Annotated in this window: 13 protein-coding genes and 1 pseudogene; 11 read left to right on the top strand and 3 right to left on the bottom strand. The window is 70.9% G+C overall.

Annotation, left to right across the window (positions count from 1 at the left end):
- Nucleotide 1: 1 nt before the first annotated feature.
- The 3 genes and pseudogenes from AB0E67_RS24720 to AB0E67_RS24730 form a co-directional block, all read left to right on the top strand.
- Nucleotides 2-67, top strand: a pseudogene (locus AB0E67_RS24720) (zinc ribbon domain-containing protein); the annotation flags it as partial.
- 309 nt (nucleotides 68-376) lie between these two features.
- Nucleotides 377-1150, top strand: a complete 774-nt coding sequence (locus AB0E67_RS24725; RefSeq protein WP_362030638.1) for a zinc ribbon domain-containing protein — start codon at nucleotides 377-379, stop codon at nucleotides 1148-1150.
- 342 nt (nucleotides 1151-1492) lie between these two features.
- On the top strand, nucleotides 1493-3322 hold the full coding sequence (locus AB0E67_RS24730) for a DUF4157 domain-containing protein (RefSeq protein ID WP_362030640.1): 1830 nt from the start codon (nucleotides 1493-1495) through the stop codon (nucleotides 3320-3322).
- A 75-nt stretch (nucleotides 3323-3397) separates the two neighbouring features.
- Here the strand turns inward: AB0E67_RS24730 and AB0E67_RS24735 are convergent, their stop codons facing one another.
- Nucleotides 3398-4528 carry a CapA family protein gene (locus AB0E67_RS24735; protein WP_362030562.1) on the bottom strand — a complete coding sequence of 377 codons (1131 nt, stop codon included), beginning with the start codon at nucleotides 4526-4528 and terminating at the stop codon, nucleotides 3398-3400.
- A gap of 302 nt (nucleotides 4529-4830) precedes the next feature.
- Between AB0E67_RS24735 and AB0E67_RS24740 the strand changes: the two genes are divergently transcribed.
- The 8 genes from AB0E67_RS24740 to AB0E67_RS24775 are packed head-to-tail and all read left to right on the top strand — an operon-like array spanning nucleotide 4831 to nucleotide 11485.
- On the top strand, nucleotides 4831-5730 hold the full coding sequence (locus AB0E67_RS24740) for a LysR substrate-binding domain-containing protein (protein WP_362030564.1): 900 nt from the start codon (nucleotides 4831-4833) through the stop codon (nucleotides 5728-5730).
- Entirely contained in the window at nucleotides 5727-6830 is a 1104-nt protein-coding gene (locus tag AB0E67_RS24745; RefSeq protein WP_362030566.1) for an enolase C-terminal domain-like protein, read from the top strand. Before AB0E67_RS24740 ends, AB0E67_RS24745 begins: the two co-directional genes overlap by 4 nt.
- Before the next feature lie 25 nt (nucleotides 6831-6855).
- The gene (gene catA, locus AB0E67_RS24750) at nucleotides 6856-7710 is read left to right on the top strand and encodes a catechol 1,2-dioxygenase (protein WP_362030568.1); all 855 of its coding nucleotides are present in this window, start codon (nucleotides 6856-6858) and stop codon (nucleotides 7708-7710) included.
- A 6-nt stretch (nucleotides 7711-7716) separates the two neighbouring features.
- Nucleotides 7717-8013: a muconolactone Delta-isomerase gene (gene catC, locus AB0E67_RS24755; protein ID WP_362030570.1), complete on the top strand. Its 297-nt coding sequence runs from the start codon at nucleotides 7717-7719 to the stop codon at nucleotides 8011-8013.
- Complete coding sequence (locus tag AB0E67_RS24760; RefSeq protein WP_362030642.1) at nucleotides 8013-8771, top strand: CoA transferase subunit A; 759 nt, start codon at nucleotides 8013-8015, stop codon at nucleotides 8769-8771. The genes catC and AB0E67_RS24760 overlap by 1 nt, the downstream gene beginning before the upstream one ends.
- Nucleotides 8768-9415 (top strand): CoA transferase subunit B, encoded by a 648-nt coding sequence (locus AB0E67_RS24765; protein WP_362030571.1) that lies wholly within the window; start codon nucleotides 8768-8770, stop codon nucleotides 9413-9415. Before AB0E67_RS24760 ends, AB0E67_RS24765 begins: the two co-directional genes overlap by 4 nt.
- Nucleotides 9412-10614: a thiolase family protein gene (locus tag AB0E67_RS24770; protein ID WP_362030573.1), complete on the top strand. Its 1203-nt coding sequence runs from the start codon at nucleotides 9412-9414 to the stop codon at nucleotides 10612-10614. Before AB0E67_RS24765 ends, AB0E67_RS24770 begins: the two co-directional genes overlap by 4 nt.
- A 25-nt stretch (nucleotides 10615-10639) precedes the next feature.
- Nucleotides 10640-11485 carry an alpha/beta fold hydrolase gene (locus AB0E67_RS24775; RefSeq protein ID WP_362030644.1) on the top strand — a complete coding sequence of 282 codons (846 nt, stop codon included), beginning with the start codon at nucleotides 10640-10642 and terminating at the stop codon, nucleotides 11483-11485.
- A gap of 16 nt (nucleotides 11486-11501) precedes the next feature.
- Here the strand turns inward: AB0E67_RS24775 and AB0E67_RS24780 are convergent, their stop codons facing one another.
- Both AB0E67_RS24780 and AB0E67_RS24785 read right to left on the bottom strand, forming a co-directional pair.
- Nucleotides 11502-12074 carry an isochorismatase family cysteine hydrolase gene (locus AB0E67_RS24780; protein WP_362030575.1) on the bottom strand — a complete coding sequence of 191 codons (573 nt, stop codon included), beginning with the start codon at nucleotides 12072-12074 and terminating at the stop codon, nucleotides 11502-11504.
- A gap of 384 nt (nucleotides 12075-12458) precedes the next feature.
- Complete coding sequence (locus AB0E67_RS24785; RefSeq protein WP_362030576.1) at nucleotides 12459-14822, bottom strand: LuxR C-terminal-related transcriptional regulator; 2364 nt, start codon at nucleotides 14820-14822, stop codon at nucleotides 12459-12461.
- Nucleotides 14823-15089: the final 267 nt, after the last annotated feature.

Here is a 15089-nt window from a genome sequence, read left to right on the forward strand (position 1 = left end):
GATGCGCTCGTGTCCGGCGTGCGGTGCGGCCAACCGCGAGGGCGACGAATTCTGCGGGAACTGCGGTTCCTATCTGGGCTGGTCCTCCCAGTCGCCGCGGAACCCTCCCGCCGCGGAACCCGTCGACCCGGAGGAGCCGACGGCCGGGCCGACGGTCCGGCCCCCGGCCTCTCCCGGGACCGGTGCCGCCCCGGGCCCCGCGGCCGGGGCGCCGGCCTCCCCGCGCCCGGAGCCACCGGTGGAACCGACGCGGTCGCATGCGCCGGAGTCCGCCGGACCGCCCCCTGCGGTGCCCGCAGCGGCCCCGGAACCGCCCCGGCGGCCGGCGCGGCCGACCCCTCTCCCGCCGGAACCATCGGCGGAGGAGGACGTGCCCGTGGTCGCGGTACGGCCGGCCGAACCGATCGCCCGGCGCCCCGTCGTCAGGTCCGTGGCAGCGGAGGAGGACCCCGAGGGGCCGCCGTGCCCGGCGTGCGGCACCCCGAACCTTCCGGGACGCCGGTTCTGCCGACGCTGCGCCGCACCGCTGGACACCCGCGAGCAGCCGAAGCCGCTGCCGTGGTGGCGCACGGTGTGGCCGTTCCGCCGCCGCGTGCGGGGCGGAACGGGCCGGGCGCTGCGGCGGACCCTGCTGGTGCTGGCGGTCGTCGGGGTGCTGTTCGCGGGCTTCCTGCTCCTGCCGGCCGGGCGCTACCTCTTCGAGGACGTGCGGGACAAGCTCGGCGGGACGGCGGAGATCAGCCCGGCGAAGGCCACCGCGAGCTCCCAGGTCCCCGGTCATCCGGCGACCGCGGCCATCGACGGGGTGACCAACACGTACTGGGGGGCGCCCACGCTCGGTTCGTCCTTGACCTGTGTCTTCGACAAGCCGTTCCGGCTGGTCGGCGTCGTGGTGCACGCCGGTGTGTCGAAGGAACTCCAGGAGTTCCGGCAGGGGGGCAGGCCCACTCGGGCCGATCTGATCGTCACCACGACGGACGGCGAGGTCCATGAGAAGGCGGTGACGCTCGCCGACAAACCGGGCCCGCAGACCGTACGGACCGGCATCAGCGACGTCGTCTCCGTCCGGCTCGTGCTGCGGGCCGCGTCCGGTCAGGGCGAGGGGCGGCCCATCGCGGTCGGGGAGGTCGAATTCTTCAAGCGGACGTGAAGCCGGACACGGCTCGGGAGCCGACCGGAGCGGCGACAGCGCCGCCGTGGTGGTGCCCACTCGAAGGGCCTCGGCGGCGCGCTCCTCCGGGGGCTCGCGGACCGCCCTTGCACGCCGGGCCGGATCAAGGCTCCCTCGCCGGGGTCCAGGCCCCACGGTCTGCCCGTTCGCCCTCTCTTCTCTGCCTCTCAGCACCTGGATCGGGCGGCGAGGCGCGGCGTGTGCAGAAGGAGACACATTCCTACGCGGGAAGAGGACCCCTTGCGCGATCACGACCACGTGCGACCGACCGCCGCGGCGACCTGGCATGCGCCGGCCCGCAGACCCGCGGCGGACGAGCGGATGCCGCCCGAGGGCGTCCTCCCGCTGCAGAGCACGGCCGGGAACGCGGCCGTTGTCCAGATGCTCCGTCAGGCCGGGCATCCATGGGCGGAAGAGCACCAGCACAGCGCGGACCGCGGACACCCGCGGGCCGAGCAGCCGGCGGTGCAGCGGTCCGCCGTCCACGACGTCCTGCGCACCGGTGGCAAGCCTCTCGATGACGCGACCCGGACCGAGATGGAGGCACGGCTCGGAGCCGACTTCTCCGACGTCCGCGTCCACGACGGCAGCGCCGCCCGGGCGTCCGCCGCCGAAGTCGGCGCCCGCGCGTACACGTCGGGCAGCCACGTCGTGATCGGCGCCGGCGGCACCGACAAGCACACCCTCGCCCACGAGCTCACGCACGTGATCCAGCAACGCCGCGGAGCCGTGGCGGGGACGGACAACGGCGCGGGACTGTACCTCTCGCACCCGGACGACCGCTTCGAGCGGGCGGCGGAGGCGAACGCGGCGCGCGTGATGGCCGGCCCGGTACCGGACGCACCGGCCGCCCACGGCCGCGTGGAGCAGAACACGGCTGCCGGCACCGGCCCCGTCCTGCAGCGCCGCACCACCACCTCGCTGAACGAGCAGTTCGGGGAGCACGACCTGCCGGACAACGTGGCCGAGGTCGTGAAACGGTACGACAAACTGACGGATCTGGACCTCAATGCGCAGATAAAGGAACTGAAGACGATTCAGGGCCTGCTGCCGGACGGCCCGAGCGGCATCCGCGACATCGTGGAGAGGGAACTCAAGCACGTCGACGACGAGCTGGCGGCCCTGCGGACCACGATGAGCACGCCGGACGGCCCCTACGACCTGATGACCCGGCAGGGAATCCTCTGGACAGACGAGGACTTCTCGAAGAACACGGCAGCGGTGCAGAAGACCGGCAGGCCCTACTTCGAGCAGATCTCGGCCGACAACCTCCAGGGGCTGCGGGAGGAGAACGCGAACATCTCCGGCGACCTCGAGTGGTACAGCGGAATGCGGAGCGAGTTGGAGCGGGTGCTGAGTGGCTTCATGGTCCGCCACTACGCCCCGAAGGAAAGGATCGAGGGCATACTCGGCGGCGGACTGCAGTCGAGGGCGAAGCTCGAGGCGGAGCACGGCGGCGCAGTGAACAATACGGACCCGTACGATGTTCACGCCCTGGCCAACACGGGCTTCGTGTTCTTCTACATCGAAGCGCCCGAGAGCGGCTTCCGTGTTTCCCGCTTCGGCAAAGAAGCACGGATATCCCTCGGCCTGCAGGAATCGGGGCTGCTCAGCAGGGGGTGGGTGATGCTCAGCGACTTCGGCGCGCGGGAGTTCCCGACGTTGCTGGTGGAACGTTCCGACCCTCCCAAGGTCCAGTCCATCACCAAGAACGTGAACCGGTTCCTCAAGGAGAACAAGAACACCGCGAAATTGCGCGAGTTCAAACGCGACCAGAAGATCCCGGGGCCCGGAAAACCGCGTTCCATGACCGATGAACGCCGCACGGAGTCGAAAAAGATCCGGACCCAGATAGCCGAGGAAGCCAATTCCAGGCAGCGCTACACCGGGCCTCGGAAGGCCGTTCTGGAGCGCCCCGAACTGCTCCACCAGAACGTCCTGGTCGGCCCGGACATCATCCCCGGCCTCGTCGAACGGCTCCTGGCCGAAGTGGCCCGGATCAGTACGGTGGATCCTCAGGCGGGAGAGGCACTGCGCGGCAGGAGTGCGAAGGACCTGGCACTCTTCCTGCTCAAGGACGTGGTCCGCCCGCAGGCCATGGTGCCGAACTCCGTGCACATCGACGAGCAGGACATCGAGTACGCGACGTGACCACGGGCCCGCTCCCGTCCCCTGCGCGACGGGGCGGGCGCCGGGGGTGGTTCTTCGGGTCGCAACACGTCCGCTTCATGTGCGCGGCGCGGCGTGCGGGGTCCGCAGCGTGAGTGTGCCGTCGGGCCCGCCGTCGACGCGGGTGCCGAACGCCCGGCTGTGCCTGTCCAGGACGGCGCGCAGCCACTCGGTGTCCTCCGGCGAGGCGGGTTCGAGACGCATTCTGCGCGCCTGCAGGGGCACGATCCGCACGTCGACCAGCAGGCCGGTGTCCGCCTCCACCGACACCAGGTACAACATCCGCAGGTCGTCCCGGTAGCTCTCGTAGCCGCCGATGCCCTCGTAGTCGTCGACGAGGTCGCCGCAGCCGTACAGGACGAGCCCGTCCTTGTACACCTCCAGCGGGCGGGGGTGGTGCGAGGAATGGCCGTGCACGACGTCCACGCCCGCGTCGAGGAGTGCGTGGGCGAAGCGGACTTCGGAGCGGGAGACGCCGTAGCCCCAGTTGGGGCCCCAGTGGACCGAGGCGACCGTGATGTCCCCCGGTCGCCGGACCTGCCGCAGACGATCGGCGAACGCGGCCGCGGCGGCCGGCGAGGGCTCCGCGACGACGTCGACGCCGGCCCGCTGCCCGGTGGCGGCCCAGTCCACGGGGATCCCGCTGGACGGCATCCCGAAGGAGAAGACCAGCACCCGCCCGCCGGCGCGCAGGGGCACGATCGCCGGCCGTCCCGCTCGCACCGCGTCCCGGCCCGCGCCCGCCGTCCGCAGCCCCGCCTCCGCCAGGGCGTCGAGCGTCTCGTCGAGACCGCGCGGGCCGAAGTCGAGCACATGGTTGTTGGCCAGCGCGCAGACGTCCGGGCGGGCCGCGGCCAGGCAGGGCAGGTTGGCCGGGCTCATCCGGTAGTGGACGTCCTTGCCGGGCGCGAAGTCCCCGTCGCCGGTGACCGCGGTCTCCAGATTGACCACGCGCACGTCGGGGGCCGCGCGGTCCAGGACCGCCAGCGCCTCACCCCACGGCCGACGGAAGTCCACCGGCCGGGGAATCGGCCCGTTCGCCGCCTCGGCCAGCTCGACATAGACCCGGGCGTCGCGGACGTACGGCTCCCGCAGCGCCGGATCACCGGGGTGCGGAAGGATCTGATCGATGCCCCGGCCGAGCATCACGTCCCCGCCGAGGAACAGGGTGACCACGCCCTCGTGCATCCTCCCAATCTAAGGCCGTCGCGGACGGCGCACGAGGGATCCGCACGACGGGGGCGCCGCGCGAGCGCCCCGGTGCGGCCCGGTTCACCGCCCTGCGCCGCTTCGCCGCTTCGCGCCGGGCGGCACCGAGCGCGCCGCCCCACGAGGAACGGGGCGGGCGCCTCTCTCCGCCCGAACCATCCCAGGTGCTATTGATATTCCGTGCGTCTCAATAGCCTGTAATCAGGTATTTGTGTCGTATGGGAGTCACTCCTACGCTGAGGCGTATTCGAGGGCCCCGGCAACAAGAAAGGGGCTGCCCGATGGAGCTCAGGCACCTCCGTTATTTCGTGGCCGTCGCCGAGACACGTCATTTCGGCAAAGCCGCGGAACAGCTGCACATGGCCCAGCCTCCACTCTCCCAGGCGATCCGCCGCCTGGAGGGGGAACTGGGAGTGGAACTGCTGCGCCGGACGACCCGGCAGGTCTCCCTGACAGGAGCCAGCGAGGTCTTCCGTACCGACGCGGAGCGCATCCTCAAGGCCGTCGACGAGGCGGTCGCGCGGGTGGGGCGCTTCGCCTCCGGGGCGGAGGGGGTGCTGCGGATCGGCCTGACCGGCTCCGCTTCGTACCGACAACTGCCCGCTCTCGCACGGCTGGTGAAGCGCGAGATGCCTCAAGTGATATTGGAGGTGCACACCGAGATGCTCACGCCCGCTCAGGAGGCCGGGCTGATCGAGCGCCGCCTCGACATCGGCGTCCTCAGGCCACCGGTCCGCCAGGAGGGCATCACCCATCGCTCCCTGGCAGCCGAGGCCCTGGTCGTCGCCGTTCCCGAAAGCCACCCGCTGGCCGAGGCGGATACCGTCCGGGTCGAACAGCTCCGGCACGAGGACTTCGTCATGTACGGCGCCACGCTCGGCTCCGTCGTCGACGACGCCGTCGTCCGCAGCTGCCTGGCCGCCGGGTTCTACCCGCACCGCGCCTACGAGGTCACCGAGACCTCGGCCGCACTGGCGCTGGTCGCCGCCGGGCTCGGCATCGCCGTCCTGCCCGACTCGATCCGCTCCGCGCCCCGCGAGGGCGTGCTGTGCAAGGACATCGAGGACGCCCTCTCCATCCCCCTGTCCCTGGCCTGGCGCGAGGACGACGAATCCCCTCTGCTGCGCAACCTCCTCGAGGTGCTGGAGCAGAACGACATGTTTCTCGAAGGACCGGCATGAAGATCGTCCAGGTGGAGGCAGTCCCCTTCGCCATTCCCTACGCGAAGCCGCTGAAGTTCGCGAGCGGCGAGGTGCACACCGCCGACCACGTCCTGGTCCGTGTGCACACCGACGAGGGGCTGGTCGGCACCGCCGAGGCACCACCACGGCCGTACACCTACGGCGAGACGCAGGAATCGATCGTCGCGGTGATCGAGAAGATCTTCACGCCGCAGATTCTCGGGCTGACGGCACTGGAGCGGGAGGCGGTGCACGAGCGCCTCGACCGGACCGTCGGCAACCCGACCGCCAAGGCCGCCATCGACATGGCGCTGTGGGACATCCTCGGCCGTGCCGCCGGCATGCCGGTCTCCGGACTGCTCGGCGGCTACACCGACCGGATGCGGGTCAGCCACATGGTCGGCTTCGCACCGGCCCGGGAGATGATCGCCGAGGCCGAACGCATCCGGTCGACCCACGGCATCACCACGTTCAAGGTGAAGGTCGGGCGCCGCCCTTACCGCGACGACGTCGCCGCCGTCCGCGCCCTGCGCGAGGCGCTCGGCCCGGACGTCGAGCTCTACATCGACGGCAACCGCGGCTGGACGGTGTCCGAGTCGGCCCGCGCCCTGCACGAGATGGCCGACCTCGGGCTGACCTTCGCCGAGGAACTCTGCCCCGCCGACGACGTGCTGGGCCGCCGCTGGCTGGTCGCTCAGAGCCCGGTGCTGTTCATCGCCGACGAGAGCGCCACCCGCACCGGCGAGGTGACCCGCGAACTCCTCGGCGGCTCCGCCACCGCCATCAGCATCAAGACCGCCCGCACGGGCTTCACCGCCTCCCAACGCGTCCTGCACGAGTGCGAGGGACTGGGAGTCGAGGTGGTGATGGGCAACCAGGTCGACAGCCAGATCGGCACGTTGTGCTCGGTCGCCTTCGGCGCCGCCCACCGCTCCGGCTCACGCCACGCCGGCGAACTGTCCAACTTCCTCGACATGACGGACGACCTCCTCACCGAGCCGCTGACCATCGAGGACGGCACCCTGCGCGTACGCGAGGGCGCCGGCCTCGGCATCGACATCGACCCCGACAAGCTGGCGCGCTACCGCCAGGACCGCTGACCCACTCTCAGAAGACGGGACGATCATGACCGACATCATCACCGAGCAGGCCACCGCCGCCGCCTCCGGAGCCGCCGCCACCGAGCAGTTCCGCAACAAGCAGCGCCAGGAAGCGGCCGCCGTCGACACCGGCCGCGTCGACGCCCTGGTCACCGAACTCCTGACCTCCGCCCACGACATCATCCGCCGCCACGGGCTGACCTACGCCGAGTACGACGCCCTCAAGGCGTGGCTCATCCGGGCCGGCGAGGACGGCGAGTGGCCGCTCTTCCTGGACGTGTGGGTCGAGCACGTCGTCGAGGAGGTCGCCAACGAGAACCGCGAGGGGACCAAGGGCACCATCGAGGGCCCGTACTACGTGCCCGACGCGCCCGCGCTGCCCGCCGAGGCGGCCCTGCCGATGCGGGAGGACGAGGCGGGGACCGCGCTGCTCTTCCAGGGCCAGGTCACCGGCGTGGACGGAACCCCGCTGTCGGCGGCCAAGGTGGAGATCTGGCAGGCGGACGACGAGGGCTACTACTCCCAGTTCGCGCCGAACCTGCCCGAGTGGAACCTGCGGGGAACCGTGATCGCCGACGAGACGGGCCACTTCAAGATCCACACGATTCAGCCCGCGCCGTACCGGATCCCCACCGACGGCGCCTGCGGCAGCCTCATCCAGGCGGCGGGCTGGCACCCCTGGCGCCCGGCCCACCTGCACCTCAAGGTCTCCGCGCCCGGGTACCGGCTGATCACCACCCAGCTCTACTTCCGGGGCGGCGAGTACGTCACCGACGACATCGCCTCCGCCGTCAAGCCCGAACTGATCCTCGACCCCACCCCGGTCGCCGACGGCACGGGTCACGAGGTCACCTACGACTTCGCTCTCGACAAGGCGTGATCGACCGTGCTCTTCGCCGTACGCATGGACGTCGACATCCCGCGTGACCTCGACCCCGAGGTCCGCGGGGACCTGGTGGCACGCGAGAAGGCGTACTGCCGGAAACTGCAGAAGTCGGGGGAATGGGTGCACATCTGGCGCTGTGTCGGGCAATACGCCAACATCAGTGTCTTCGATGTCGCCGACAACGAGGCACTGCACCGCATCCTGTGGGGCCTGCCCCTCTTCCCCTACATGACGATCGAGGTCACACCCCTGGCCCAGCATCCGTCCGACCTGGCCGCGGACGAGGTCGTGGCGTGATGGACAAGGTGGTCGCCGGCGCCGTGGAAGCGACGGCCGATGTGCCGGACGGCGCGTCGCTCGCCGTCGGCGGGTTCGGGCTGAGCGGTGTGCCGAACGTACTGATCCAGGCGCTGTACGAACGGGGCGTCAGCGGTCTGAGCGTGGTCTCCAACAACTGCGGGGCGATGGATTCCGGCCTCGCGGTACTGCTGGCGGCCGGCCGGATCGCCCGGGTGACGGGCTCCTACATCGGCGCCAACAAGGAGTTCGCGCGCCAGTACCTGGCCGGGGAACTGGAGGTGGAGCTGATCCCGCAAGGCACCCTCGCCGAGCGCCTGCGCGCCGGGGGTACCGGGATCCCCGCCTTCTACACCCCGGCCGGGGTGGGCACCCAGGTCGCCGACGGGGGGCTGCCCTGGCGTTACGACGGCTCCGGCGGGGTGGCACTGGCCTCGCCCCCGAAGGAGGTGCGCGAGTTCGACGGCGCGGAGTACGTGCTGGAGCGCGGCATCCGCACCGACTACGCCCTGGTCCGCGCGGCCCGGGGAGACCGGCACGGCAACCTCGTGTTCAACAAGTCCTCCCGCAACTTCAACCCGCTCGCCGCCATGGCCGGCAGGGTCACCATCGCCGAAGTGGAAGAACTCGTGGAGCCCGGTGACATCGAGCCGGGCGCGGTTCACCTGCCGGGCATCTTCGTGCAGCGGGTGGTGGCGCTCACCCCGGAGCAGGCCGCGGACAAGAGGATCGAGCAGCGGACGGTGAGCAACCGATGACCTGGACGCGTCAGGAAATGGCCGCCCGTGCGGCACGTGAGCTGGAGGACGGGCAGTACGTCAACCTCGGCATCGGCCTGCCCACCCTCATTCCCAACCACCTGCCGCCGGGAGTCGAGGTCGTCCTCGAATCGGAGAACGGAATCCTGGGCACCGGCCCCTACCCCGCCGAGGACGAGGTCGATCCGGACCTGATCAACGCCGGAAAGGAGACGGTGACCGTCCTGCCGGGCGCGTCCTTCTTCGACTCCGCCCTGTCCTTCGGCATGATCCGCGGCGGGCACATCGATGTCGCCGTACTGGGCGCCATGCAGGTCTCCGAGAAGGGGGACCTGGCCAACTGGGCCGTTCCGGGCAAGTTGGTGACCGGAATCGGCGGTGCCATGGACCTCGTCCACGGAGCCCGGCGGGTCGTCGTGGTGATGACCCACACCGCGAAGGACGGCTCGGCGAAGATCGTGCCCGAGTGCGCGCTGCCGCTGACCGGCAGGGCGTGTGTGAACCGGATCATCACCGATCTGGGTGTCCTCGACGTCACCGACGACGGCCTGGTCCTGGTGGAAACCGCACCCGGCATCACCACCGCGGAGATCAGCGACCGGACGGACGCCGAGCTCCGCATCCCCGAAGGAACTCCGTCATGAGAGACGTCTACCTCGTCGACGCGGTACGCACCCCGATCGGCCGCTACAACGGCGCCCTCGCCGGCGTACGCCCGGACGACCTGGCCGCCCACACGATCCGCGAACTCCTCGCCCGAACGAGCGAGCTGGACCCGACCCGCATCGAGGACGTCTACTTCGGCAATGCCAACGGGGCGGGCGAGGAGAACCGCAACGTCGCCCGCATGGCCGTCCTGCTGGCGGGTCTGCCCACCACCGTGCCCGGGGTGACGGTCAACCGGCTGTGCGCCTCCGGCCTCGAAGCAGTCGTCCAGGCCGCCCGTGCCGTCGCCGTCGGCGACGCCTCCGTCGTCGTGGCCGGCGGCGTGGAGTCGATGACCCGCGCGCCGTACGTGCTGCCCAAGAGCGACAGACCGTTCCCGGCCGGCCACGCCGAGCTGTACTCCACCACCCTCGGCTGGCGCATGGTCAACCCGGCGATGAACCCCGAGTGGACCATCCCGCTGGGCGAGTCCGCCGAGCTCATCGCCGAGAAGCACCGGATCAGCCGCGAGCGACAGGACGAGTTCGCCCTGCACAGCCACGAGAAGGCCGCCAGGGCCCAGGCCGAGGGACGCTTCGACGCCGAACTCGCACCCGTGGCCGTCCCGCGGCCCAAGGGCGGGGCGATCGCCTTCACCGCCGACGAGTCCGTCCGCCCGGACACCTCACCGGAGGCGATGGCGAGGCTGAAGCCGTCCTTCCGTACCGAGAACGGCACGGTGACCGCGGGCAACGCCTCCCCGCTCAACGACGGCGCCGCCGCGGTGCTTCTCACCGACGAGGAAGGTCTGAGGGCAACCGGCCGGGAGCCGCTCGCCCGCGTCCGTACCACCGGGGTGTCCGCCGTCGACCCGCAGTACTTCGGACTCGCCCCCGTCGAAGCGGTGAACCGGGCACTCGCCAAGGCCGGCCGGTCCTTCGCCGACCTGGACGTACTCGAACTGAACGAGGCATTCGCCGCGCAAGTCCTCGGCTGCCTCGCCGAATGGCCCGAGTTCGACCCTGCCGTCCTCAACCCCCAGGGCGGGGCGATCGCTCTCGGCCACCCGCTGGGCGCGTCCGGCGCCCGTCTCGCCGGCACCGTCGCCCACCAACTCGCCCGTAAGGGAAGCGGGATCGGTGTGGCCACCCTCTGCATCGGCGTGGGTCAGGGACTGGCCCTCGTCCTCGAACGCTGACCCCGTCCAAGGAGGCACGGTGTCCATGCCCCATCTGCTGCACCACCACCTGGTCGGCGCGGCCGACGCACCACCCCTGATCCTCGGCCCGTCCCTGGGCACCTCCAAGGCGATCTGGGAACCCCAGCTGCCCTCCTTGACCCGCCGTTTCCGGGTGTTGCGTTTCGACCTGCCCGGACACGGCGGCTCACCCACCGCGCTGCTGCGCGATCCCGCACCGGGTCGTACCACGGTCGACGACCTGGCGTCCCTGGTGCTCGATCTCGCGGACCACCACGGCTGGGACAGCTTTCACTACGCCGGCATCTCCCTGGGCGGAGCCATCGGGACCCATCTCGCGGCGTTCCGCCCGGAGCGGGTCGCCTCCCTGGCCGCCGTCTGCTCCTCCGCGCGCTTCGGGGCGCCCGAGACCTGGCACCGGCGGGCGGAACTCGTCCGGCACGAGGGCACCGCCCCTCTTCTTCCGACCGTCCCGGACCGCTGGTTCGCCACCGCGGACACCGCGGGCACCCCTTTCGGCCGCAGGCTGCTCGACAACCTCGCCGAAGCCGACCCGTCGGGGTACGCGGCCTGCTGCGACGCCCTCGCCACGTCGGATCTGCGCCCCGCCCTGGGACGGATCACCGCGCCCACCCTCGTGGTCGGCGGTTCGCACGACACGGCCACCCCCCCGGACCACGCCGAGGAACTCGCCGAGGGCATCCCGCGGGCCGCCCTGGAGGTCATCGACTGCGGGCACCTGGCCGTCGAGGCCCCCCGAGCACTGCAGACCGCTCTCGCCGCTCACCTGTCCGCGAGCCTCGTCGAGGGCGGGACGCGGGCATCACGGTCCGCCCGGGGCGCCGGAAACCAGGACTCTCTCAGCAGCTGATCCGAGTCCGCCGTGATCACCGTCCGAGTCGAGATCGATTCCCCTCCCCACGCCAGCCGGCGCAGGGCATGACCTCGAATCCCCGGCTGGGGAAGACGGCATCCATGAAGAAGTCGTGCATCGCCGCATCGCCGTCGGCGCAGCCGTCACGCAGCACGGTCACCTCGTAGCCGCGGTCCGCCGCGTCGTAGCACGTCGCGGCCACCATCGCGCTGGTCGCGACTCCGGCGATCGCGACGGTGCCGACACCGTACGCGCGGAGCACCAGGTCGAGATCCGTGCCGGCGAACGCGCTGGCGCGGCGCTTCATCACGACGACGTCCTCGTCGGCGACCGGCAGGGCGATCTCCGTTCCGGCCGATCCCTCGTGAAAGGCGTCCCCGGCCTCGTAGAACGTCCTGAAGAGCGCGTTGCCCGGCGGCAGGTCGGTCCCGTTGCCCCGGAAGGCGAAGTGCACGAACACGACGAGGGCACCGGCCGCGCGGGCGCGCGGCAGCAGTTCGGTGAGCGGCGGCACGACACGCCTGGCGAAGGGGTAGTTGCTCGTGATGCCCTGCTGAATGTCGCCGATGATCAGTGCGGTGGTCACGACAGACTCCCGTCCGGTCCTTCCGTCCAGCGCCCTGTGGTCGGCAAGACAGCCATTCCGGTGGTCATGGTAACGGCGATGACCAACCGTGCGTGGGTGAAGCCGCCACTCGCCGTCGCGATGGTCCCGGTGAGACAGGGGCCGGCGAATCCTCGTCGGCACCCCGCGCCCGGTCCGGGACTCGGGCGTGTATCGGGGGCGCCTCCTCAGGTGTCGACCGGGAGTTCCAGCAGGACTCCCGGGGGCTGGAAACCGGAGCGTCGGTAGAGGGGGGTCGCCGCGCTCGGAACGGCCGGACGATCAGGGTGTCGAAGCCGGCACTACGGCAGTGCCGTGTTCGTCACGGCAGTGGCGGCCTCGATGGGGCGGCCGTGCTCCCCCACGTCAGGGCGCTGGAGCCCGATGTGGACGGGCTTCGCCACCGGATTCGTCCAAGGACGCGATCCAGGAGGCGACCTGGGTGCGGGAGGTGAAGCCCAGCTTGCCCAGGATGCGCTCGACGTGGCCGTCCACGGTGCGATGCGAGATCACCAGGTTCTCGGCGATGGCACGATTGCTCAGTCCCGTGGCGATCAGACGCGCCACCTCCAGTTCCCGGTCCGTGAGCGGGCAGCTCCGGACGACACGCGTCGCGGTCGTGGGCTTGACGGCTGCGGCGATCTCCAGTGCGAGTTCGATCGCCTCGGCCTTGGTCAGATGGGCCAGTCGCCGGGTGACCTTCTCCACCCGTTCCGTGCCCAGCGTTTCGACGACCTGTCGGGCCATACGCCGGGATTCCGCGGTGATGTGGGGTCCGAACGCGTCGATGGAGGTACCGAGCCGCTGCCACACCGCTCCGGCGGCGGCTCCCAGCATGGCCGCGTTGTCCGCGTGCCGATTGGACATGGCGATCCAGGACATCAGCTCCAGTACCAGGGCCGTGCAGACGCCGTCCGTGAAGTCGCGCTGGATCTCCAGGGCCGCCGTCGCGGCCTGCTTGGCCGCGGGCATGTCGCCCGCGCGCCAGTGCTGCAGACCGCTGATCCAGAGGGCGTAGGCGTGATTCCAGCGTTCTCCGTGCCGGGCGCTCACGGCGAGCACCTCCCGGCAGGTCTCCAGGGCGTTGCCCGCGGGCTCCTGGAAGTTCCGTGCCATGGCCAGCTGGAACTGCGCGGTGAGCACCGCGCCGGTGCTCCCGAGCGCGCGGTGCCCCTCCACGGCCCGGTGGTACAGGCCGATCGCCGTGGGCAGACTGCCGCTGAAGAGGTGGTGGAGGGCCCGCCAGTTCGCGGCGTGCGCGGCCAGCTCGGGGTCGTCCAGCACCTCCGCCACGTGCTCCAGTTCCGTCAGACGGACGGCGGCGGCCTCGCGGTCGCCCTGCAGAAGCGTCGCCCAGGCCGCCACCCACAGCACCGAGCCCCGCTCGACGGTGTCACCGTCGAGCACGCCGAGGATGCGGTCCAGCCATCGTCTTCCCTCGCTGAGCGAGCCGCCGGCGATCCAGTGGTAGCACAGGAAGGACGCGAGCCGGCCGCCCGCGGGTCGCTCGTCGGGCGTGGTGAGGGACCATTCCAGAGCCGCGAGCAGGTTGGCGTGGTCGCGCCGCATGGTGGCGAGCATCTCGTGCTGCCCGGGCCCGCACCAGCGCTCCACCATGGAGCGGGCCCGGCGCAGGTAGTGATCGCGCATCCGGCGCCGCAGCACCGGTGGTTCCCCGAGCCCGTCGAGCCGCTCGGCGCCGTATTCGCGCACGGTCATCAACTGTCGGTAGCGGACCTGTTCACCCGTGTGCTCGGCTATCACGATCGACTTGGCGACGAGCCGGTCGAGGACGTCGACGATGCGCTCGGAGGCGAGGTCGCCGAAGGCGCAGACCTCCTCGACCGCCTTCAGATCGCATCCGCCCGGGAAGACCGACATCCGTGCCCACAGCAGGCGTTCGTCGGCGGAGCACAGTTCGTGGCTCCAGTCGATCAGCGCGCGCAGGGTCTGCTGTCGGGGGCGTGCCACCCGGCTGCCGCCGGTGAGCAGTTCGAATCGGCGGTCCAGGCGCTCGACGACCTGGCCGACGGACAACGTGCGCAGCCGGATGGCGGCGAGTTCGATGGCGAGTGGCATCCCGTCGAGCCGTTCGCACAGCTGTTGGACAGCGGGGCGGTTGGTATCGGTGACGGCGAAGTCGGGGGCGACGCTCCGCGCCCGGTCGACCAGCAGCTGAACGGCTTCGCTGTGGTCGACGCTCGCGGCGTCGTGCAACTGCTCGGCCGTGGGCACCGACAGGGGCGGGATCACCGTGACCAGCTCGCCCGCGATGCCGAGCGGTTCGCGGCTGGTGGCGAGGACGCGCAGGCCCGGTGCCGCTTCGAGGAGTTCGGCCAGCAGCTCGGCGGTGGCGGTCAGCACGTGCTCGCAGTTGTCCACGACCAGCAGCACCTGCTGGGATCCCAGATGATCGACCAGTTGCTGGGTCGCGGACCGGTTCGACTGGTCCAGGACGGTGAGAGCCGAGGTGAACGCGGAGGCCACCTCCCGGACGTCGTCGAGGCTGGCCAGCTGGACGACCTGAGTACCGTCCCGGAACGCTCTGCGGACCCGGTCCGCGACCACCAGGGCGAGCCGTGTCTTGCCGATGCCGCCGGGGCCGGTGAGCGTGACCAACCGGGAGGTCGACAGGCTCCTGCGTACGTCGGCGATCTCCTGTCGGCGCCCCACGAAGCTGGTGAGGCCGCCGGAGCCGACCAGACAACCGCGTCCACTGTCGTCGTACATGGTCCTCGATGTCCTCGCCTCGCCCGTTCCGCTTCCCCCGACGCTATGCCGAAGGACACGTCGTGCCAAGAACTCGCACCCGAAGAGAGAGTCGTTTTCCCCGGTCAGCGCCTTGATCCATAGGCCCATGCCCGGAGCCCATATCGTCCGCGACTCAATCCGATCACAGGTTCGACGTGCGGGGTACCCACGTGGGTGGAGGGGGTACCCAAGGGGGTCATCTCACCCGAGACCACGGCCGCGCCCGTGCCCAGAGTTCTGTCACCA

The sequence above is a fragment of the Streptomyces sp. NPDC032161 genome, from assembly GCF_040636995.1.
Lineage (GTDB): Bacteria > Actinomycetota > Actinomycetes > Streptomycetales > Streptomycetaceae > Streptomyces.

What these genes read in the sequence shown, in the direction of transcription:
- AB0E67_RS24730 (WP_362030640.1), top strand. Translation starts at nt 1,493, where the DNA reads ATGCCGCCCGAGGGCGTCCTCCCGCTGCAGAGCACGGCCGGGAACGCG.
- AB0E67_RS24735 (WP_362030562.1), bottom strand. Translation starts at nt 4,528, where the DNA reads ATGCACGAGGGCGTGGTCACCCTGTTCCTCGGCGGGGACGTGATGCTC.
- AB0E67_RS24740 (WP_362030564.1), top strand. Translation starts at nt 4,831, where the DNA reads ATGGAGCTCAGGCACCTCCGTTATTTCGTGGCCGTCGCCGAGACACGT.
- AB0E67_RS24745 (WP_362030566.1), top strand. Translation starts at nt 5,727, where the DNA reads ATGAAGATCGTCCAGGTGGAGGCAGTCCCCTTCGCCATTCCCTACGCG.
- catA (WP_362030568.1), top strand. Translation starts at nt 6,856, where the DNA reads ATGACCGACATCATCACCGAGCAGGCCACCGCCGCCGCCTCCGGAGCC.
- AB0E67_RS24760 (WP_362030642.1), top strand. Translation starts at nt 8,013, where the DNA reads ATGGACAAGGTGGTCGCCGGCGCCGTGGAAGCGACGGCCGATGTGCCG.
- AB0E67_RS24765 (WP_362030571.1), top strand. Translation starts at nt 8,768, where the DNA reads ATGACCTGGACGCGTCAGGAAATGGCCGCCCGTGCGGCACGTGAGCTG.
- AB0E67_RS24770 (WP_362030573.1), top strand. Translation starts at nt 9,412, where the DNA reads ATGAGAGACGTCTACCTCGTCGACGCGGTACGCACCCCGATCGGCCGC.
- AB0E67_RS24775 (WP_362030644.1), top strand. Translation starts at nt 10,640, where the DNA reads ATGCCCCATCTGCTGCACCACCACCTGGTCGGCGCGGCCGACGCACCA.
- AB0E67_RS24785 (WP_362030576.1), bottom strand. Translation starts at nt 14,822, where the DNA reads ATGTACGACGACAGTGGACGCGGTTGTCTGGTCGGCTCCGGCGGCCTC.